14 protein-coding genes are annotated in these 21,475 nt (G+C 55.2%); 6 read left to right on the top strand and 8 right to left on the bottom strand.

The features are described from left to right. Positions 1–29 precede the first annotated feature (29 nt). From alkB to ACDO57_RS01640, 4 genes are all read right to left on the bottom strand, one after another. A complete protein-coding gene (alkB, locus tag ACDO57_RS01655) occupies positions 30–686 on the bottom strand; it encodes a DNA oxidative demethylase AlkB (protein ID WP_290093458.1) in 657 nt (218 codons plus the stop codon). Continuing rightward, positions 686–1,744, bottom strand: coding sequence for a bifunctional DNA-binding transcriptional regulator/O6-methylguanine-DNA methyltransferase Ada (gene ada / locus ACDO57_RS01650; RefSeq protein ID WP_370883442.1), 1,059 nt, complete (start codon positions 1,742–1,744; stop codon positions 686–688). Before ada ends, alkB begins: the two co-directional genes overlap by 1 nt. A 72-nt stretch (positions 1,745–1,816) precedes the next feature. Further along, complete coding sequence (gene apbE, locus ACDO57_RS01645) at positions 1,817–2,872, bottom strand: FAD:protein FMN transferase ApbE (RefSeq protein ID WP_032646590.1); 1,056 nt, start codon at positions 2,870–2,872, stop codon at positions 1,817–1,819. A 114-nt stretch (positions 2,873–2,986) separates the two neighbouring features. Then, a complete protein-coding gene (locus tag ACDO57_RS01640) occupies positions 2,987–4,099 on the bottom strand; it encodes a porin OmpC (protein ID WP_024908199.1) in 1,113 nt (370 codons plus the stop codon). Between the two features lie 742 nt (positions 4,100–4,841). Between ACDO57_RS01640 and rcsD the strand changes: the two genes are divergently transcribed. Both rcsD and rcsB read left to right on the top strand, forming a co-directional pair. Next, complete coding sequence (gene rcsD, locus ACDO57_RS01635) at positions 4,842–7,514, top strand: phosphotransferase RcsD (RefSeq protein WP_090419925.1); 2,673 nt, start codon at positions 4,842–4,844, stop codon at positions 7,512–7,514. A 16-nt stretch (positions 7,515–7,530) separates the two neighbouring features. Continuing rightward, complete coding sequence (gene rcsB, locus ACDO57_RS01630) at positions 7,531–8,181, top strand: response regulator transcription factor RcsB (protein ID WP_003859405.1); 651 nt, start codon at positions 7,531–7,533, stop codon at positions 8,179–8,181. Positions 8,182–8,272: 91 nt separating this feature from the next. On the opposite strand, the gene rcsC is transcribed toward rcsB, so the two are convergent. Both rcsC and gyrA read right to left on the bottom strand, forming a co-directional pair. Further along, positions 8,273–11,119 carry a two-component system sensor histidine kinase RcsC gene (rcsC, locus tag ACDO57_RS01625; protein ID WP_061714731.1) on the bottom strand — a complete coding sequence of 949 codons (2,847 nt, stop codon included), beginning with the start codon at positions 11,117–11,119 and terminating at the stop codon, positions 8,273–8,275. A gap of 135 nt (positions 11,120–11,254) precedes the next feature. Continuing rightward, entirely contained in the window at positions 11,255–13,891 is a 2,637-nt protein-coding gene (gene gyrA / locus ACDO57_RS01620; protein ID WP_024908202.1) for a DNA topoisomerase (ATP-hydrolyzing) subunit A, read from the bottom strand. 146 nt (positions 13,892–14,037) lie between these two features. Between gyrA and ubiG the strand changes: the two genes are divergently transcribed. The 4 genes from ubiG (at position 14,038) to yfaE (ending at position 18,838) form a co-directional block, all read left to right on the top strand. Further along, positions 14,038–14,766 carry a bifunctional 2-polyprenyl-6-hydroxyphenol methylase/3-demethylubiquinol 3-O-methyltransferase UbiG gene (gene ubiG / locus ACDO57_RS01615; RefSeq protein ID WP_267216883.1) on the top strand — a complete coding sequence of 243 codons (729 nt, stop codon included), beginning with the start codon at positions 14,038–14,040 and terminating at the stop codon, positions 14,764–14,766. A 347-nt stretch (positions 14,767–15,113) separates the two neighbouring features. Then, positions 15,114–17,399 (top strand): class 1a ribonucleoside-diphosphate reductase subunit alpha, encoded by a 2,286-nt coding sequence (nrdA, locus tag ACDO57_RS01610; RefSeq protein ID WP_032646595.1) that lies wholly within the window; start codon positions 15,114–15,116, stop codon positions 17,397–17,399. Between the two features lie 54 nt (positions 17,400–17,453). Further along, positions 17,454–18,584 (top strand): class Ia ribonucleoside-diphosphate reductase subunit beta, encoded by a 1,131-nt coding sequence (gene nrdB / locus ACDO57_RS01605; protein WP_023312514.1) that lies wholly within the window; start codon positions 17,454–17,456, stop codon positions 18,582–18,584. Beyond that, positions 18,584–18,838 carry a class I ribonucleotide reductase maintenance protein YfaE gene (gene yfaE / locus ACDO57_RS01600; protein ID WP_023325749.1) on the top strand — a complete coding sequence of 85 codons (255 nt, stop codon included), beginning with the start codon at positions 18,584–18,586 and terminating at the stop codon, positions 18,836–18,838. Before nrdB ends, yfaE begins: the two co-directional genes overlap by 1 nt. Before the next feature lie 104 nt (positions 18,839–18,942). Here yfaE and glpQ read toward each other — a convergent pair whose 3' ends face one another. Both glpQ and glpT read right to left on the bottom strand, forming a co-directional pair. Continuing rightward, positions 18,943–20,001 (bottom strand): glycerophosphodiester phosphodiesterase, encoded by a 1,059-nt coding sequence (gene glpQ / locus ACDO57_RS01595; RefSeq protein ID WP_048992456.1) that lies wholly within the window; start codon positions 19,999–20,001, stop codon positions 18,943–18,945. An 11-nt stretch (positions 20,002–20,012) separates the two neighbouring features. Then, positions 20,013–21,365: a glycerol-3-phosphate transporter gene (gene glpT, locus ACDO57_RS01590; RefSeq protein ID WP_024908206.1), complete on the bottom strand. Its 1,353-nt coding sequence runs from the start codon at positions 21,363–21,365 to the stop codon at positions 20,013–20,015. Between the last annotated feature and the right edge of the window lie 110 nt (positions 21,366–21,475).

Genomic DNA, 21,475 nt, shown 5'->3' with positions numbered 1-21,475 from the left:
CTGCCAGGCGCGTACATCAAGAATAATTCTTATTTTTGTTTACGCATCCCCGCCTGACGGAAGGTCAGGTTATAACGGTACTCGCCCGTGAGGGGGTGGACCCCGGGTTTCAGCGGCTGAATGCCGTGATAATAAAGCCGAGATTCCCTGCCCCACACCACCACATCACCATGTTCCAGCATAATGCGTTTGAGCGGATCGTTGCGGCGTAATCCCCCAAACTGGAAGACGGCGGGCAGACCTAACGATACCGAAACGATAGGCGCGCGCAGATCGGGCTCATCCTTGTCCTGATGCAGCGAGAGCTTCGCACCGACGGCGTAGCGGTTAATCAGACAGGCATCAGGGCGAAAGTCAGGATAATCTGCAGCCACGGCAGCCTCGTGACAAAGTGTCTGAAAAACCGCAGGCATGGGAGGCCACGGCCGGTCGGTCGTGGGATCGCTTGGAGCATACACATACCCACGTTCGTTTGTCGCCCAGCCCAGTTCGCCGCAGTTGGCCATGGCCACCGACATGGTGTAGCCGCCCGGCGTCACCATATGGCGAAACGGTGAAACCGCCGTGACCTCTTCAATACCGGCAAGCAGCGCCGCCGCACGGGAGAGTGCAAAGCGGCGCAGGATCGCTGCCCCCGGCGCAAGCGGCTCCTGCCAGGGTTCAGCATCCGCAAAAAGATCGAGCATTATCCCTCCCGGCGTTTCGCCTCATGTTTCAGTAATAGCGCTTTTCGCGCCGTCCCCCATCGGTAACCCGACAGCGCACCGTCATTACGAACCACGCGATGACAGGGGATCACAATCGCCAGCGTGTTTGCCGCACAGGCGCCTGCTACGGCGCGTACCGCATTAGGTTGACCAATCGCCTGCGCCACCTGCTGGTAACTTGCCGTTTCGCCGCAGGGAATGTTGCGAAGGGCCTGCCAGACGCGCTGCTGAAACGCGGTTCCGCGAATATCCAGCGGCAGCGCAAGCGGTACGTCCCGGTTATCAATACTGGCAATCACCTGGTGGATCCGCTGCACAAAGGCGTCGTCCAGCGGTGCGTGCGCAGCTTTTGGAAATTGCGTGGCAAGCTCTGCGGTGACTTCCGCATCGGTGTCACCCAGCAGAATCGCGCAGATCCCTCGCTCGCTTTCTGCGACCAGACAGCGTCCTAACGAACAATTATCGATGGCATACCGCACGGCCACCTCTCCTTTACGGTACTGCTTCGCCGTCATGCCCAGCGCATCGTCGGCTTTACGATAATAGCTGCTGCTGTCGGGAAACCCCGCCGCCAGCACGGCGTCGGTAATTTTGTCTCCCTGCGCAAGCGCGGCGCGCAGGCGCTGGCCCCGTGCCGCCTGCTGCCAGGCTTTTGGCGTCATGCCGGTCACGGCCTTAAACAGACGGTGGAAATGGAAAGGACTCATGGCAACCTTCTGCGCCAGCCCCTCCAGGGTTAGCGCAGGATCCTGCTCCAGAAGACGGCAGGCCTGTTCCACTTTCGCCAGCTTCTGCGCCTGCGGATCGAGTTTGTCCGGCATGCAGCGCTTGCACGGACGAAAGCCTGCCTGTACGGCATGATGGGCATCAGGATAAAAGCGGACATTTTTACGCAGCGCGTGGCGGGCACGGCATGACGGGCGGCAGAAAATACCCGTGGTCTGCACGGCGAAGACAAACTGATCGTCAGCGATCGGATCGCGGGCCAGCACGGCCTGCCAGCGATCCTCATCGGTAATAAAGGTTGAGTTTCTCATTATCGGCTCCTCTTACAAGCATACATAGAGCGTGCCTGAGCGCCACTGATAAAAAACCCGCAACCTTGCTTTTTAATTTTTGTCGCTGACCAGGAAACTGTTGAACTGCGGCGAGCTCCAGGTTTTGAACCCGTCGCCCTCTTTGGTGATCATATAAACCGCCAGCCCTTCCTGACGAACCACCTCTTTGGCTTTTTCCGGGCCGAGAACCATTAATCCGGTATCCCAGGCATCCGCTTCCAGCGCGGTGGGGGCAATAACCGTCACCGAGACCAGGTTATGCGTGATGGGGCGCCCGGTCTGTGGATCGATAACGTGCGAAATACGCTTCCCCTCAAGCTCGTAATAGTTACGGTAGCTGCCGGAGGTACTGATGCCATGTCCGTTGATATCCACTATCGCCTGCACGGCATTTTGCCGATCGGTCGGCTTTTGAATCGCTACGCGCCACGGCTTATCGCTGGCGTTCATACCCCGGCTGACCAGCGCGCCGCCCACGGAGACCAGATAACGTGAAATACCTTCCTGGGCCATCAGCGCAGCAAGATGATCCGCCGCATAGCCTTCCCCGACCGTCGACAGATCGACAAACAGATCGGGGATATCTTTTTGCAGGTACTGTTGCCCGTACTGATTGATCACCGTCAGATGCTGCAGCCCTGTCCTGGCGCGGGCGTCATCAATGGCCGCCTGTTCGGGCGTTTTCACCGGCTGTTTATTCGGGCCAAATCCCCAGAGATTCACCAGAGGGCCGACGGTCACATCCATCGCCCCGTTGGTTTTGTAACCCACGCGCATTGCCTCGGTCACGATATCGGCCATCGCCTCGCTCACCGGCCACAGGGAGGTGCTGGTTGAGAGGTTAAAGCGCATCAGCGCGGAGTCATTTTTATAGGTCGACAACAGTTGATCGTCGGCGTCCAGCTGCGACTGGATTTTGCCGCGAAGTTCGTCTGTGCGTGTTTTATCGAGGTTCATCACGCTGACGCGCCAGAAGGTCCCCATCGTTTTGCCTTCGAGCACCGTCGCGGCGGGTGCGTCGGTTTTCGCCACGGGTGTGGGATCGTTACACGCGGTCAGGAAAAAAAGCATAGCCAGAAAGCTGGCGCGTAAAAAAGTCATGTCCATTCATTATTATCCTCATGCCAGGGCGGCAAGAGTACACCAAAACGGGTGAGTTGTGAGAATCAGAGAGGCACAAAAAAGGGGCCATCAGGCCCCTTACGTCACACGATGACGCGATTAGAACTGGTAAACCAGGCCCAGCGCGACGATATCGTCAGTACCGATACCCGCCTGACGGGTAAATTCATTTTCATCAACCAGGTTGATTTTGTAATCCACATAGGTGGACATGTTTTTGTTGAAGTAGTAAGTCGCACCCACATCAACATATTTCAGCAGATCCTGATCGCCGTAACCTTCGATGTCTTTGCCTTTAGACTGCAGGTAAGCCACGGATGGACGCAGGCCAAAGTCGAACTGGTACTGAGCAACCACTTCGAAGTTCTGCGCTTTGTTAGCGAAGCCGTAAGCGGTAGTCGGGTTGCTGCCGTTAGAAGTACCGAAACGGGTTGCGTTGTAGGTCTGAGAGTACTGCGCTGCCAGATAGATGTTGTTGGCATCGTATTTCAGGCCACCAGAATAGACTTCTGCGTGATCGCCATTACCGTATACGCCAGCTGCATTCTGGTCGGCGGTACGTTTGGAGGAGGACATCGCACCACCCACGCTGAAGCCTTCGCCCAGGTTATAGGTCACGGATGCACCGTAGCCGTCGCCGTTCTGGTTCAGCAGGCTGCGACCGTTAGTGTTTTCACCCTCTACGCTGCCGTTTTTGCCCTGATACTGCAGAGCAAAGTTCAGGCCGTCCACCAGACCAAAGAAGTCCTGGTTACGGTAGGTCGCGACGCCGTTAGCACGTTGCTGCAGGAAGTTGTCAGCGCCGTAGGTATCGCCGCCAAATTCTGGCAGAACGTCAGTCCAGGAAGTTACGTCGTAGATTACGCCGTAGTTACGACCGTAATCGAAAGAACCCGCCTCAGCGAATTTCAGACCCGCGAACGCCACACGCGTCCAGGACTGATTGTCACCTTCAGTGGTGTTGCCCTGAATCTGGTATTCCCACTGGCCGTAACCGGTCAGCTGATCGTTAACCTGAGTTTCGCCTTTGAAGCCAAGACGCATGTAGGTCTTGTCGCCGTCGTTACCCTTGTCGTCAGAGAAATAGTGCAGACCATCAACTTTACCGTACAGATCTAATTTGTTGCCATCTTTGTTATAAATTTCGGCCGCATTTGCTGCGCCTGCCACCAGGAGTGCTGGTACCAGGAGGGACAGTACTTTAACTTTCATTTTATTAACCCTCTGTTATATGCCTTATAATTGCCACTGCTTACTGGTTAACCCTCATTAACCAGTCGGCAATTTCATTCTCCGCAAAATCACAGAATAATCCAATGCGAATATGATACGAAAACTTTGAAGATGTTTCATTTATCGATGAACATGTTTCAAAATGTAAATATCAAGGAACTTTTACAAAGCACAAATAGCTTAGAAATTTAGCACTTATAATCAAAAGAAAAATAACACACATGAAAATCAAATACTTATAATAAAAATCGTTACAGCACTGAATGACAAAACAAGATCGCGCCTAATCTCTAAAATATCTCTCGCTATCATCATTAACTTTATTTATTACCGTCATTCAGTTTTGAATGTCTGTTTATCCCTAATTGAGCCGAATGCTTCGCATTCGGTTTTTTTTTACCTTTCTTTACGTAACTTCTCATTTTTTGTGCTACCGCACCGAAACTGTAACGACTATTAACTAAATCTTCACCGCTATCCTTCGCTGGCGAAATATTGATGTAAAACTTAATTTCTTGTTAATTCGTGCTATTTGCTGTCTAAGCGCACTTATTATTTGTACGCGCACGGCGTGTTTGTACATGTTTAGTGCGCCACCTGCCGCCGATATTGTCCGTTGAAAAAGTCGACTCTTCCCGGGCAGTGGCGCTGGAAATTCAGTTATTACCCTTTATACTGCCCTATCGCCACAGAGCATGACCATGACGGGTTAAAGATATCAATGAGTCAGACTGAAACTACCGCCCCGAGCAAATTTTCCCTCCTTCCCGGGAGCATCACCCGTTTCTTTCTTCTTCTGATCGTTGTGCTGTTAGTGACCATGGGGGTGATGGTACAAAGCGCGGTTAACGCCTGGCTGAAGGATAAGAGCTATCAGGTCGTCGATATCACCCATGCCGTGCATAAGCGCATCGATACCTGGCGCTACGCCACCTGGCAGATTTACGACAATATCGCGGCCGCCCCGGCCTCCTCGTCCGGAGATGGACTTCAGGAGACACGGCTTAAGCAGGATGTCTACTATCTCGAAAAACCGCAGCGTAAGACCGAGGCGCTTATTTTTGGCTCTCACGACAGCGCGACGCTTGAGATGACGCAGCGTATTTCGACCTATCTGGATACCCTCTGGGGTGCCGAAACGGTGCCATGGTCGATGTACTATCTGAACGGTCAGGACAACAGCATGATCCTGATCTCCACGCTGCCGTTAAAAGATCTCTCTTCCGGGTTTAAAGAGACCACCGTGGGCAGCATCGTCGATTCCCGCCGGGCAGAGATGCTGCAGCAGGCGAATGCCCTTGATGAACGTGAGAGCTTCTCTTCCCTCCGTCGTCTGGCCTGGCAAAACGGTCATTATTTTACCCTGCGCACTACGTTCAACCAGCCAGGACACCTGGCGACGGTGGTGGCCTTCGATTTACCGATTAATGATTTAATCCCGCCGGACATGCCGCTCGACAGCTTCCGTCTGGAGCCCGACAGCAGCACCCAGAACATGCGGGCGGCGTCTGACAAAGAGGCCGCAGAGAGCGTATCGATCTCCTTTAACGGCTCGAAAATCGAAATTGCCTCATCATTGAATTCAACCGGTATGCGTCTGGTGTGGCAGGTGCCGTTTGGCACGCTGTTGCTCGATACCCTGCAAAATATCCTGCTGCCTCTGCTGTTAAATATCGGTCTGCTGGCGCTGGCGCTGTTTGGCTACAGCACCTTCCGTTTCCAGTCGGGTCGTCAGAGCGACGCCTCTGCGGTTCCGGCCGGCACCAGCAATGAGCTGCGCGTATTGCGTGCATTGAATGAAGAGATTGTTTCCGTGCTGCCGCTTGGGGTCTTAGTTCACGACCAGGAGGCGAATCGTACGGTGATGAGCAACAAAATTGCCGACCATCTGCTGCCGCATCTTAACCTGCAGAACATCACCACCATGGCGGATCAGCATCAGGGGGTGATTCAAGCCACCATCAACAATGAACTGTACGAAATCCGTCAGTTCCGCAGCCAGGTGGCTCCCCGCACGCAAATCTTCATTATTCGCGACCAGGATCGCGAAGTGCTGGTCAATAAAAAGCTCAAGCAGGCACAAAGACTGTATGAGAAAAACCAGCAGGGGCGCGCCGCATTCATGCAGAACATTGGCGATGCCTTCAAGCAGCCGTTAAAAACGCTGGCAACCCAGGCGGCGGCGTTAAACACCGCTGAAAGCCACCAGCTTGCCTGCCAGGCCGATTCGCTGGTGAGAATGGTTGATGAGATCCAGCTGGCTAACATGCTGGAGAATGATTTCTGGAAGGGAACCCCAACCCTCTTCTCCATTCAGGAACTGATCGATGAAGTGGTGCCGGAAGTACTGCCCGTCATTAAGCGCAAAGGATTGCAGCTGCTGATCAATAACAATCTCCCTGCGAATGACGAACGCCACGGCGATCGTGAAGCGCTGCGGCGTATTCTGCTGATGATTATTCAGTACGCCGTGACCACCACGCAGATTGGCAAGATCACCCTCGAAGTTGGCACTGAGGAATCAGCAGAAGACCGCCTGACGTTCCGCATCCTGGACACCGGGGAAGGCGTCACCACGAGTGAAATTGATAATCTGCACTTCCCGTTCCTGAATGACACGCAAAGCGATCGCTACGGCAAGGCCAATGCCCTGACCTTCTGGCTGTGCGATCAGCTGGCGCGTAAGCTCGGCGGCCATCTGAATATCAAAGCCCGTGAATCCCTCGGCACCCGTTATTCTCTGCACGTGAAAATGGCGGCCAATCCGCAGGAAGAAGATGAAGAACGTCTGCTGGATGATGTTGTGGTGATGGTCGATGTGACCTCGAACGAGATCCGCAATATTGTCGTTCGCCAGTTAGAAAACTGGGGTGCGGCCTGCATCACGCCGGATGAAAGACTTGCAAGTCAAGAATTTGATCTGTTTTTAACTGATAATCCGTCTAATCTTACTGCCTCCGGCTTGCTTTTAAGCGATGATGAGTCAGGCGTGCGGAAAATCGGCCCTGGCCAGCTGCGCGTCAACTTTAATATAAGCAATGCGATGCAGGAAGCTGTACTACAACTAATAGAAGAGCAGCTGGCGCAGGAAGAGATAGCGGAATCCCCGTTAGGCGGCAATGAAAATGCCGAGCTTCACGCCAGCGGATACTATTCACTCTTTGTTGATACAGTACCAGATGATGTTAAGCGGTTGTATACTGAGTCCGCTGCGAATGATTTTGCAGCGCTGGCACAGACAGCACACCGGCTTAAAGGGGTGTTTGCCATGCTTAATCTGGTTCCCGGCAAGCAGTTATGTGAAACGCTGGAACATCTAATTCGTGAGAAAGATGCCTCTGGCATTGAAAAATACATCAGCGACATTGACGCCTACGTCAAAAGCTTGCTGTAGCAAGGTAGCCTTATACATGAACAATATGAACGTAATTATTGCCGATGACCATCCGATTGTACTGTTCGGTATTCGCAAATCACTTGAACAGATCGAGTGGGTGAATGTAGTCGGTGAATTTGAAGACTCTACAGCACTGATCAATAACCTCCCAAAGCTTGATGCACACGTGCTCATTACCGATCTCTCCATGCCTGGAGACAAGTACGGTGATGGAATCACGCTCATCAAATATATTAAACGTCACTTCCCGGATATCTCGATCATTGTTCTGACCATGAACAACAACCCGGCGATCCTGAGTGCGGTACTGGATCTGGACATCGAAGGGATTGTGCTGAAACAGGGCGCACCGACCGATCTGCCAAAAGCGCTTGCTGCGCTGCAGAAAGGCAAGAAGTTCACGCCTGAGAGCGTCTCTCGTCTGCTGGAAAAAATCAGCGCGGGTGGCTACGGTGACAAACGCCTGTCGCCGAAAGAGAGTGAAGTTCTGCGCCTGTTCGCCGAAGGTTTCCTGGTGACCGAGATCGCCAAGAAGCTGAACCGCAGCATTAAAACCATCAGCAGCCAGAAGAAATCAGCGATGATGAAGCTGGGCGTGGACAACGATATTGCACTGCTGAACTATCTCTCCTCCGTTACGCTGAGCGCAACGGACAAGGATTGATCTCAACGGGTGTGCGGCCTGATGCCCTCACCCCGCCCCTCTCTCCCACCGGGAGAGGGTGAAAAGCTTAAAAGGCCCTTGCGGGCCTTTTTTATATTCTTGTTTTTCTCACGCGCTCCGCGTAAATCGACAATGTCTGCTTCAGCACGTCCAGCGTCACCGGTTTCGACAGACAGCTGTCCATGCCTGACTCCAGACAGCGCTGCTTCTCTTCCGCCAGCGCGTTCGCCGTTACGCCCACCACCGGCAGCGTCAGGCCCAACTGTCGGATGCGCTGCGTCAGACGGTAGCCGTCCATGTTTGGCATGTTGACGTCGCTAAGTACGATATCAATATGATTTTTACTCAGCACGTTCAGCGCATCCACACCGTCATTGGCCGTTTTGCACTGGTAGCCCAGCGATCCAAGCTGGTCAGCCAGCAGGCGGCGGTTAATCGGATGGTCATCCACCACCAGAATCATCATATCGTCATTCACTGACGCCAGAGACTCGGGTGACGGCAATCCGCCCGCGCCGTCGCGCTCTTCCAGCTCCACTTTGTAGATGCGCGCCAGCAGGCTCAACAGCTCGTGCGGGGTTGCGACACTGTGTACCCATTCCCCAGGCGCACGCTCGACAGGAATGCCGATGTGGCGACGACAGAAGAGCACCGACCCTCTTCCCTGCCACGGCTGATCCGGCATCTCGTCGGCGATCAGCACATCGTCCACGTCCGGGGTTTGACCTTCATAGCGGCACACCCTCACGCCGCTGTGGGCAAGCAGCGCCGTCAGGTAGTCATTCAGCGAGGCGTTATGCACCGCCAGCCAGCAGCGCTTATCGCTCAGCCCGTCTACCGTGGATTTTGCCGGATACTGCGCCGAATAGAGCGGAATGCGGATGGTGAACTGGCTGCCCATGCCGGGCTCGGTATCCACCGAGATATCACCGTCCATCATGCTGACGAGCTTCTCACAAATCGCCAGCCCCAGTCCGGTTCCCTGGAAGTTACGCTGCACGCCGGTACCGACCTGGAAGAACGGATCGAACAGACGAACCACTTCTTTCGCCGGGATGCCGACGCCCGTGTCGCGCACGCGAATGCTCAGGTAATCCCCCGCCCGACAGACGTGCAGCACAATACAGCCGGTATCGGTGAATTTAATGGCGTTGCTGAGCAGGTTAGAGATGACCTGCTGCAGGCGCATCGGATCGCCGTGCAGCGTCAGCGGCACATCCGGCTCAATAAAGCAGTAGAGCCCCAGCTGTTTACGCACGACCAGTGGCAGATAGTTGGCGCTGATATGGTTCATGACCTCGCGCGGCGAGAACTCCCGCGGCTCGATTTTCAGCTGCTCAGACTCAATTTTAGAGAAGTCGAGAATATCGCTGATGATTTTCAGCAGCAGGCTGGAGGAGTTGTTCATCGCCGTCACCAGCCTGTCGACCCCTTTCGGCAGCTCTTTCGTCTGCAGCAGGTCGAGGTTACCGATGATCCCGTACAGCGGCGTTCGCAGCTCGTGGCTGACGGTCGCAAGGAACATGGATTTCGACTGGCTGGCCTGCTCTGCCGCCTGCGCCATCTCCTGCAACGACTCTTCCATTTTCACGCGCGCGGAGACATCCACCAGCACGCAAATCGCCACGTTTTCATTGCGATAGCGGGAATGGACAAAGCTAATCTGCAGGTTGGTGTGCGTGCTGGTAAGCACGTCGACAAAGTTAACCTGCTGACCGCAGATAATCTGCGTCAGCCTTTGCCGGTCCTCATGCGTCAGCATATTCAGGTAGTTATGCGCCAGTTCGTTACTCAGGATGTTGGTCCCGTCCTGGGTACGCAGAATACAGATCCCCACCGGCGCCGAAGCGACAATCTTCCGGTTAAACTGCTCGTGTTCCTCCAGCCGCTGGGCGTCGCTCTCGGCGGGAATAAAGATTTTCCGCTCATACATGCGCGCCAGGGTGAACAGCGCCCCACCCGCGATCAGGTTCAGCAGAATGGCATTCATGATGAGAATGCGTATCCGCTCAAGCACCATATCCACCGGCAGCGAATAGACGATACTCAGCGAGGAAGGCGGCAGGCTCTTCTTCAGCACCAGCTCGCGGAAACCCGAGGTATAGCCAAACCACGACCGCTCCTGCATCCAGTGGGGTTCGACGTTAAGCCGGTTATCCGGCCCGGCAAGCGAGATCAGCTGATGACCGTTTTCATCCAGAATGGTCACCCCCATGGGCAGGCTGCCCGGGGTGAAGAAGTTTTCCATGCGAATGGTCTGCTCAATCCCCAGCAGCGCCTGCAGGCGATTACCGAGATACACCGGCGTCAGGGCGTAGAAATAGCCTACGCCCGGGCGCGGGCCCTGGCTCACCCAGAAGATGTTATTCCCGCGCTCGTCCTGCGGCGCATTGCGGTATTTGACAATACGTTCATGCAGGCTTTTCAGCGCATCGTCGCGCTCAACGGGCACGTCGCGCAGGCCAAAGTCAGCCATGCAGAGATTCTCGCTGCCAATCAGGAAGACGCGGTTCAGGTCATAGGCGGCGGAGAAATTGTCGCGCCAGTAGCGCATAAACCAGGCGAGGGATTCCAGCGACCCGCGCCAGGAATTGCTCATGGTGGAGCAATCGGAGTCCGGGAACAGCGGCTGGAAATCCGGGACTTCGGTTTTGTCATCACGCCCGCGAAGCGCAAGGATGCCATTTTCCGCCGTCAGACGATTTTCGGCAATATACTTCAGCTCCTTCATCACGTCAGACGTTCGCTGAATGTAGCGCTGGGCCTGGTCGGAGCTTAAGTTAAACTCCTGGCGGATCTCCGCTTCTTTCTGGTGCAGCGCGTTAACGATGTAAAACACCGAGAACAAGGCCACCAGCAGCCAAAGCAAGAGCGCCAGCGCCCGAAACAGATAGCGAGAGACTTTCAGCGTAGTACGAAAGGAGACGAGGTATTTCAAGGGGGCGAGGCTCCGCCGTCGGGGTCAAAAGAATGTGGTTAAGGTAGCGGTAAACGCGCCAGGTCGCAACGTTGACTTATCTGCTTATGCAAAAGAAAAGGGCCGGAATCCGGCCCTTTTTTGCATCAGAAGACATTACTCGTCAGCATCATCCGCTGCGTCATCGTCAGTGTCGACTTCCGGCGCGATATCATCATCGCCTTCCGCAACGCTACCGTCGATGGAATCGAGCTCTTCATCATCCACCGGCTCAGCAACGCGCTGCAGACCCACCACGTTCTCATCTTCCGCTGTACGGATGAGGATTACGCCCTGGGTATTACGCCCTACCACGCTGATCTCAGACACGCGGGTACGCACCAGCGTACCGGCATCGGTGATCATCATGATCTGGTCCGCATCGTCCACCTGCACCGCGCCCACAACGGAACCGTTGCGCTCGGTAACTTTGATAGAGATAACGCCCTGCGTGCCGCGAGACTTGGTTGGGTATTCCCCTTCCGCCGTACGTTTACCGTAACCATTTTGCGTTACGGTCAGGATAGCCCCTTCACCGCGCGGAATAATCAGAGAAACCACGCTGTCTTCGCCAGCCAGCTTGATACCACGAACGCCCGTCGCGGTACGACCCATCGCACGGACGGCGTTCTCTTTAAAGCGCACCACTTTACCGGCCGCAGAGAACAGCATCACTTCATCAGAACCGGAGGTCAGATCCACACCGATCAGCTCGTCGCCTTCGTTCAGGTTCACCGCGATGATCCCAGCGGAACGCGGACGACTGAACTCGGTCAGCGCGGTTTTCTTCACGGTGCCGCTGGCGGTCGCCATAAAGACGTTCACGCCCTCTTCGTACTCGCGTACCGGCAGGATGGCGGTGATACGTTCGTCCGCTTCCAGCGGCAGCAGGTTAACGATTGGACGACCACGTGCGCCACGGCTCGCTTCCGGCAGCTGATAGACTTTCATCCAGTACAGACGACCGCGGCTGGAGAAGCAGAGGATCGTGTCATGGGTGTTAGCCACCAGCAGGCGGTCAATAAAGTCTTCTTCTTTAATACGTGCCGCAGACTTGCCTTTACCGCCACGACGCTGTGCTTCGTAGTCGGTCAGCGGCTGATACTTCACATAGCCCTGGTGAGACAGGGTGACCACCACGTCTTCGCGGTTGATCAGATCTTCAATGTTGATATCAGAGCTGTTCGCGGTGATTTCGGTGCGGCGCTCGTCGCCGAACTGATCGCGGACCAGTTCCAGCTCTTCACGGATCACTTCCATCAGACGCTCTGCGCTGCCCAGGATGTGCAGCAGCTCAGCAATCTGTTCCAGCAGCTCTTTGTATTCGTCGAGCAGTTTTTCATGCTCAAGGCCGGTCAGTTTCTGCAGACGCAGATCCAGAATCGCCTGGGCCTGCTGTTCAGTCAGGTAATACTGACCGTCACGCACGCCGAATTCAGGTTCCAGCCACTCAGGACGCGCTGCGTCATCGCCCGCACGTTCCAGCATCGCGGCGACGTTACCCAGATCCCACGGACGGGAAATCAGGGCAGCTTTCGCTTCCGCCGGGGTTGGCGCACGACGGATCAGTTCGATGATCGGGTCGATGTTGGCCAGCGCAACCGCCAGCGCTTCAAGGATGTGCGCACGGTCGCGCGCTTTGCGCAGTTCGAAGATGGTACGGCGGGTCACCACTTCACGGCGGTGACGCACGAACGCGCTCAGGATCTCTTTCAGGTTCATGATCTTCGGCTGACCATGGTGCAGTGCAACCATGTTGATACCGAAGGAGACCTGAAGCTGAGTCTGGGAGTACAGGTTGTTCAGCACAACCTCACCCACCGCGTCGCGTTTAATCTCAATCACGATGCGCATACCGTCTTTGTCAGACTCGTCACGCAGCGCGCTGATGCCTTCAACGCGTTTTTCTTTTACCAGCTCGGCGATTTTTTCAATTAGACGCGCTTTGTTCACCTGATACGGGATCTCGTGAACAATGATGGTTTCACGGCCGGTTTTAGCGTCCGCTTCCACTTCGGCGCGGGCACGGATGTAAATCTTGCCGCGACCGGTGCGGTACGCTTCTTCAATACCACGACGACCGTTGATGATCGCCGCCGTCGGGAAGTCCGGGCCCGGGATGTGTTCCATCAGCCCTTCAATGCTGATGTCTTCATCGTCGATATAGGCCAGGCAGCCGTTGATCACCTCGGTGATATTGTGCGGCGGAATGTTGGTTGCCATACCGACCGCGATACCGGACGAACCGTTAACCAACAGGTTCGGGATCTTGGTGGGCATCACATCTGGGATGCGCTCGGTGCCGTCGTAGTTATCGACGAAATCAACGGTCTCTTTTTCCAGGTCGGCCATCAGCTCATGAGCGATTTTCGACATACGGATTTCCGTATAACGCATCGCCGCAGCGGAGTCGCCGTCGACTGAACCAAAGTTACCCTGGCCATCTACCAGCATGTAGCGCAAGGAGAATGGCTGCGCCATACGAACGATGGTGTCATAAACGGCGGTATCACCATGCGGGTGATATTTACCGATGACGTCACCGACGACGCGGGCAGATTTTTTATAGGCTTTATTCCAGTCATTGCCCAATACGTTCATGGCGTATAGTACGCGACGGTGTACCGGCTTAAGGCCATCGCGGACGTCCGGCAGCGCACGGCCAACAATGACCGACATCGCATAGTCCAGATAGGAGCTCTTCAGCTCTTCCTCGATGTTAACCGGTGTAATTTCTCTCGCAAGGTCGCTCATCTAACCGCTATCCCTCTACTGTATCCCGGATTCAAAGGTCGCAAATTATAACACAGCCGAGGTGATTGAGGTAAACCTATACGCTTTATTCACGGGGATTGCCTGATATACTCATTCGTCTTGCTAAATAAGGAGTAAAAGCGCCCATGAATGCCGAAAAATCCCCGGTGGTTCACAACGTTGACCACGAAGAGATTGCCAAATTTGAAGCGGTGGCGTCCCGCTGGTGGGATCTCGAAGGTGAGTTCAAACCGCTGCACCGTATTAACCCGCTGCGTCTGGGCTATATCGCGGAGCGTTCCGGCGGTCTGTTCGGTAAGAAAGTGCTCGACGTCGGCTGCGGCGGCGGCATCCTGGCTGAGAGCATGGCGCGCGAAGGGGCGAATGTTACGGGCCTGGATATGGGCTTTGAACCGCTGCAGGTGGCCCGTCTTCATGCGCTGGATTCCGGTATACAGGTGGAATACGTGCAGGAAACCGTAGAAGAGCACGCGGCAAAACACGCCCATCAGTACGATGTGGTGACCTGCATGGAGATGCTGGAGCACGTTCCCGATCCGCAGTCGGTGGTGCACGCCTGTGCAAAACTGGTAAAACCGGGCGGCCAGGTCTTCTTCTCAACCCTCAACCGCAATGCTAAAGCCTGGCTGATGGCCGTTGTCGGCGCGGAGTATGTGCTGCGCATGGTGCCGAAAGGGACCCACGACGTGAAGAAATTCATTAAGCCTGCAGAGCTGTTAAGCTGGGTTGACCAGACGTGGCTCAAAGAGCAGCACATCATCGGCCTGCACTACAATCCGCTGACCAATAAATTCAAACTCGCACCGGGCGTTGATGTTAACTATATGTTGCACACAACCGCCAAAAACGACTAACGTCATTCGTTATTCTTATAAAGATTGCGCGACATCATGTTGCGCAATTCTGACCTCTCGTTGAAGAAATCAGCACTCGATCAAATTTTGAATTTTTTTTCTTAATTATTGACATGTCTTCCAGGCCTTACGGTACGAGGACTTAGCCTTTTTTACCCTTTCACAACCTCAATTTAACGTCAAAATCAACCCTTGTGCTGAAAAGATTCGATACTAGAATACTCACCATATAGCGTTTTTCTTATCGCAAACCCCCTATATGTAGTATTTATCCACAGAGTTAGTCACAAGACGGATCTGTGGATAAGCGGGGGATATTTTTTATTTCACGGACAGGTAAAACCCACATGAATCAGAGTCTGCTGGTGACAAAGCGCGACGGTACTACCGAGCGTATCAATCTGGACAAAATCCATCGAGTTCTCGACTGGGCAGCAGAAGGACTGAACAACGTATCTATCTCCCAGGTTGAACTGCGTTCTCATATTCAGTTCTACGACGGCATCAAAACGTCTGATATCCACGAAACCATCATCAAAGCGGCGGCAGACCTCATCTCCCGCGAAGCACCGGATTATCAGTACCTCGCTGCACGTCTGGCGATTTTCCACCTGCGTAAAAAAGCCTACGGCCAGTTTGAGCCGCCGAAGCTTTACGATCACGTGGTGAAAATGGTTGAGCTGGGCAAATACGACACGCATCTGCTGGAAGACTATACGGAAGAAGAGTTCGAGCAGATGAACGGGTTTATCGATCACTGGCGCGACATGAACTTCTCCTACGCGGCGGTGAAGCAGCTCGAAGGCAAATACCTGGTCCAGAACCGCGTAACCGGTGAGATCTACGAAAGCGCCCAGTTCCTCTACATTCTGGTGGCCGCCTGCCTGTTCTCAAACTACCCGCGTGATACCCGTCTGGATTACGTGAAGCGTTTCTACGATGCGGTATCGACGTTCAAAATTTCTCTGCCGACGCCAATCATGTCTGGCGTGCGCACCCCTACCCGTCAGTTCAGCTCCTGCGTCCTGATCGAGTGTGGTGACAGCCTGGATTCCATCAACGCCACCTCCAGCGCCATTGTGAAATACGTTTCCCAGCGTGCCGGTATCGGCATCAACGCCGGCCGCATCCGTGCGCTGGGCAGCCCGATTCGCGGCGGTGAAGCGTTCCACACCGGCTGTATCCCGTTCTATAAGCACTTCCAGACGGCAGTAAAATCCTGCTCTCAGGGCGGCGTGCGCGGCGGTGCTGCGACCCTGTTCTACCCAATGTGGCACCTGGAAGTGGAAAGCCTGCTGGTCCTGAAAAACAACCGTGGTGTCGAAGGCAACCGCGTGCGTCACATGGACTACGGCGTGCAGATCAACAAGCTGATGTACACCCGTCTGCTGAAAGGTGAAGACATCACCCTGTTCAGCCCGTCCGACGTTCCAGGCCTGTATGACGCGTTCTTCGCCGATCAGGACGAGTTCGAGCGTCTGTACACCAAATATGAAAAAGACGACAGCATCCGCAAGCAGCGCGTGAAGGCGGTAGACCTGTTCTCCCTGATGATGCAGGAACGTGCCTCTACGGGCCGTATCTACATCCAGAACGTTGACCACTGCAACACCCACAGCCCGTTTGACCCGGTTGTTGCACCAGTGCGCCAGTCTAACCTGTGCCTGGAGATCGCTCTGCCGACCAAACCGCTGGAAGACGTGAACGACGAAAACGGCGAAATCGCGCTGTGTACGCTGTCCGCGTTCAACCTGGGCGCGATTAAAAGCCTGGACGAGCTGGAAGAGCTGGCCGTGCTGGCGGTTCGTGCCCTCGACGCCCTGCTGGACTACCAGGATTACCCAATCCCGGCAGCGAAACGCGGTGCGATGGGCCGCCGTACCCTGGGTATCGGCGTGATCAACTTCGCCTACTGGCTGGCGAAAAACGGCAAGCGTTACTCCGACGGCAGCGCTAACAACCTGACGCACCAGACGTTTGAAGCCATTCAGTACTACCTGATGAAAGCCTCTAACGAGCTGGCGAAAGAGCAAGGCGCGTGCCCGTGGTTCAACGAAACCACCTACGCGAAAGGCATTCTGCCGATCGACACCTACAAAAAAGACCTGGATGCGATCGTCAGCGAGCCGCTGCATCTCGACTGGGAAGGCCTGCGCGAGTCCATTAAAACGCACGGCCTGCGTAACTCCACGCTCTCTGCTCTGATGCCGTCCGAGACCTCTTCGCAGATCTCTAACGCCACCAACGGTATCGAACCGCCGCGCGGCCACGTCAGCATCAAAGCGTCGAAAGACGGCGTGCTGCGTCAGGTCGTACCGGACTACGAAACGCTGGGCAACAACTACGAGCTGCTGTGGGAAATGCCAAACAACGACGGCTACCTGCAGCTGGTGGGTATCATGCAGAAGTTTATCGACCAGTCGATCTCTGCCAATACCAACTATGACCCGACGCGCTTCCCGTCAGGCAAGGTTCCGATGCAGCAATTGCTGAAAGACCTGCTCACCGCCTATAAGTTTGGCGTGAAAACGCTGTACTATCACAACACCCGTGACGGTGCGGAAGACGCGCAGGACGACCTGGTTCCGTCAATTCAGGACGATGGCTGCGAAAGCGGCGCATGTAAGATCTAATGTAAATGCCGGGTGGCGCTACGCTTACCCGGCCTACGTTTTTAGGACACACTCATGGCATATACCACCTTTTCACAGACGAAAAACGACCAGCTCAAAGAGCCGATGTTCTTCGGCCAGCCGGTCAACGTGGCACGCTACGATCAGCAAAAATATGACATCTTCGAAAAGCTGATTGAAAAGCAACTCTCCTTCTTCTGGCGCCCGGAAGAAGTGGATGTCTCCCGCGACCGTATTGACTACCAGTCGCTGCCGGATCACGAAAAGCATATCTTCATCAGCAACCTGAAGTACCAGACGCTGCTGGACTCTATTCAGGGCCGTAGCCCGAACGTGGCACTGCTGCCGCTGATCTCCATTCCTGAGCTGGAAACCTGGGTGGAAACCTGGGCGTTCTCCGAGACGATCCACTCCCGCTCTTACACCCACATCATCCGCAACATCGTGAACGATCCGGCGGTGGTGTTTGACGATATCGTCACCAACGAGCAGATCCAGAAGCGCGCGGAAGGCATTGCCCATTACTACGACGAACTGATCGAGATGACCAGCTACTGGCATCTGCTGGGCGAAGGCACCCACAACGTGAACGGTAAAACCATCACCGTAAACCTGCGTGCGCTGAAAAAGCAGCTGTACCTGTGCCTGATGAGCGTCAACGCGCTGGAAGCGATCCGCTTCTACGTGAGCTTCGCCTGCTCCTTCGCCTTTGCCGAGCGCAAGCTGATGGAAGGCAACGCCAAGATTATCCGTCTGATTGCCCGCGATGAAGCCCTGCACCTCACCGGTACCCAGCACATGCTGAACCTGCTGCGCAGCGGTACGGACGATCCGGAGATGGCGGAGATCGCCGAAGAGTGCAAGCAGGAGTGCTACGACCTGTTCGTACTGGCGGCTCAGCAGGAGAAAGAGTGGGCAGATTACCTGTTCCGCGACGGCTCCATGATTGGCCTGAACAAAGACATCCTGTGCCAGTACGTTGAGTACATCACCAACATCCGCATGCAGGCTGTCGGTCTCGACCTGCCGTTCCAGACGCGCTCTAACCCAATCCCGTGGATCAACACCTGGCTGGTGTCCGATAACGTGCAGGTTGCGCCGCAGGAAGTGGAAGTGAGCTCTTATCTGGTCGGTCAGATTGATTCTGAAGTCAACACCGACGACCTGAGCAACTTCCAGCTCTGATGCCACGCGTCACGTTAAGTCTTTCCGGCACTGAGGTACTGTGTCGGGAGGAGCACCCTTCTCTGCTGGTGGCGCTTGAGGCGCATCAGGTAGAAGTAGAGTACCAGTGTCGTTCCGGCTACTGCGGCTCCTGCCGCTGCCGTCTGGTCGCAGGCCAGGTAGACTGGCTGACCGAGCCGCTGGCCTTTATCAACGAAGGGGAAATTTTGCCCTGCTGCTGCCGGGCAAAAGGTGATATCGAAATTGAGATGTGATTGCCCTTATTCCCTCTCCCTGTGGGAGAGGGTTAGGGTGAGGGCATCAGGCCGCAGAGCCTGATTGTCGGGTGGCGGCTTTCGCCTTACCCGACCTACAAAACCTACTTCCGGTGAATGAATTCAACCGCTTTATCCGGGAAATCCGTAAACAGTCCGTCCACGCCCGCCTGGTTATACAACACCTCATAAAGCTGATTCACATTCGTGGCATACGGCGGCAGCTGGTCTGCACGCACGGTATACGGATGCACCTTCATCTTGCTGGCGTGCGCCTCTTTCACCATCGCCGTCAGCTTCACGTGGCCCGGCGCTGAGCCCTCCTCCACCAGCATGTGATAATCCGGCCCGATGCCGTCGGCGTACTGCGCAATCTGCTTCATCGCGCCCGGCTTAAACATCCAGTCGTAGTTGTAGTTCACCCACTTCCCGTCCGGCTGTTTCTCCTGAGTTTCATTCCAGTCAGTGTAGGCAATCAGCTGCACCAGGTTGAGGTTCATGCCCATCTTCGGCTCAAGCTCGGTTTTGATGCGCTTCAGCTCGGCGGCATCAAAACACTGCAGGTAGACTTTGTCCTTCTTGCTGGTGTAGCCGTACTGCTTCAGCACCTCAAGCGTCTTCGCGGCAATGTCTTTCCCTTCCTGATGGTGGAACCACGGCGCTTTGATCTCCGGGTAGATACCGATATTTTTACCGGTTGAGTGGTTCAGCCCCTGAACAAACTCAATCTCTTCCTGGAAGGTATGAATGCGGAAGTCAGATTTGCCCATCGGGAAACGTCCCGGATAGACCTGCACCTTCTTGCCGTTTTCAATCTCGAAGCCTTCGGTAAACTTCAGGGAACGGATCTCCGCCAGGGTGAAATCAATGGCGTAGTAGCGGCCATCTTTTCGCGCGCGGTCCGGGAAACGCTCCGCCACGTCCGTCACACGGTCCAGATAGTGGTCATGCAGGACCACCAGCTGGTCGTCCTTCGTCATCACCAGATCCTGCTCGAGGTAATCCGCGCCCTGCGCATAGGCCATCGCTTTCGCCGGCAGCGTATGCTCCGGCAGATAGCCACTCGCGCCACGGTGGGCAATAACGATTTTATCCGCCGCCAGCGCGGAGCCTGTCATCAGGCCCGCCAGCAGCAGGCCTGTCGCTAACTGAGTTAATTTCATCGTAAAGCTCCTTATTGACGACGTGCCAGCACTTCCGCGTGGTGACGTTTCTCACCGATCATCACAACAATCAGCAGCAGTACCGCCAGCACGCTACCGCCGATCATCACCATAAAGCCGCCGTCCCAGCCGAAGAAGTCAACGGTGTAGCCCACAATGGCGCTCGCCGCGACCGAACCGCCGAGGTAACCGAACAGGCCGGTAAAGCCTGCCGCCGTGCCCGCCGCTTTTTTCGGCGCCAGCTCCAGGGCATGCAGGCCGATCAGCATCACCGGACCGTAAATCAGGAAACCGATGACGATCATGCAGGCCATGTCTACTGATGGATTGCCCGGCGGGTTAAGCCAGTAAACAACCGTCGCGATGGTCACCAGGGTCATAAAGAAGACGCCCGTCGCACCGCGGTTACCCTTAAACACCTTGTCCGACATCCAGCCGCAAAGCAGCGTGCCTGGGATCCCGGCATATTCATACAGGAAATAGGCCCAGGACGATTTATCCAGCGCGAAGTGCTTTACCTCTTTCAGGTAGGTTGGCGACCAGTCGAGGATGCCGTAGCGCAGCAGGTAAACGAACACGTTCGCCACCGCGATGTACCACAGCAGCTTGTTCGGCAGGACGTACTTCATGAAGATCTGTTTTGCGGTCAGCTCCTCTTCGTGCTCCTTGCTGTAATCATCCGGATAGTCGTTTTTGTACTCTTCAATCGGCGGCAGGCCGCAGGACTGAGGCGTATCACGCATCAGCGCGAAAGCGAAAATCGCCACCACGATGGCGCCAAAGGCAGGCATATACAGTGCAGCGTGCCAGTCGTTGAACCAGGCCATCCCCAGCAGGAACAGCAGCGGCGGAATACCGCCACCCACGTTATGGGCACAGTTCCACACCGACACGATGCCGCCGCGCTCCTTCTGCGACCACCAGTGCACCATGGTGCGTCCGCACGGCGGCCACCCCATCCCCTGGAACCAGCCGCAGAGGAACAGCAGCACGAACATGATGGCAATGCTGGAGGTAGCCCACGGCACAAAGCCCATGAACAGCATCACCGCGGCCGCCAGGATCAGACCGGCGGGCAGGAACACGCGCGGATTCGAGCGATCCGACACGGAGCCCATGATGAATTTGGAAAAACCGTAGGCGATGGAGATCCCCGACAGCGCGAACCCCAGATCGCCGCGGGAAAAGCCCTGCTCCACCAGATACGGCATGGCGAGCGCGAAGTTTTTACGTACAAGGTAGTACGCCGCGTACCCGAAGAAGATCCCCAGGAAGATTTGCCAACGCAGACGGCGATAGAGCGGATCTATTTCTGCCTCTGGCAGACGCGCCCTGTGGGGCGCAGGTTTGAAGATACTGAGCATAACAGCCTCCGTGGCCTTGAAATGAATGAGCAGGTGGCTCGCACCTGAATTCCAGAGGCGGGGATGTTAAGAAATCACGGTGATTGTTACTGTGAATCAACGCACAGATT

It is taken from the genome of Enterobacter cloacae complex sp. 2015409 (assembly GCF_041365315.1).
Taxonomy (GTDB): domain Bacteria; phylum Pseudomonadota; class Gammaproteobacteria; order Enterobacterales; family Enterobacteriaceae; genus Enterobacter; species Enterobacter pseudoroggenkampii.
The sequence above is the reverse complement of the archived record's forward strand: the minus strand, read 5'-3'. Positions and strand labels throughout refer to the sequence as shown.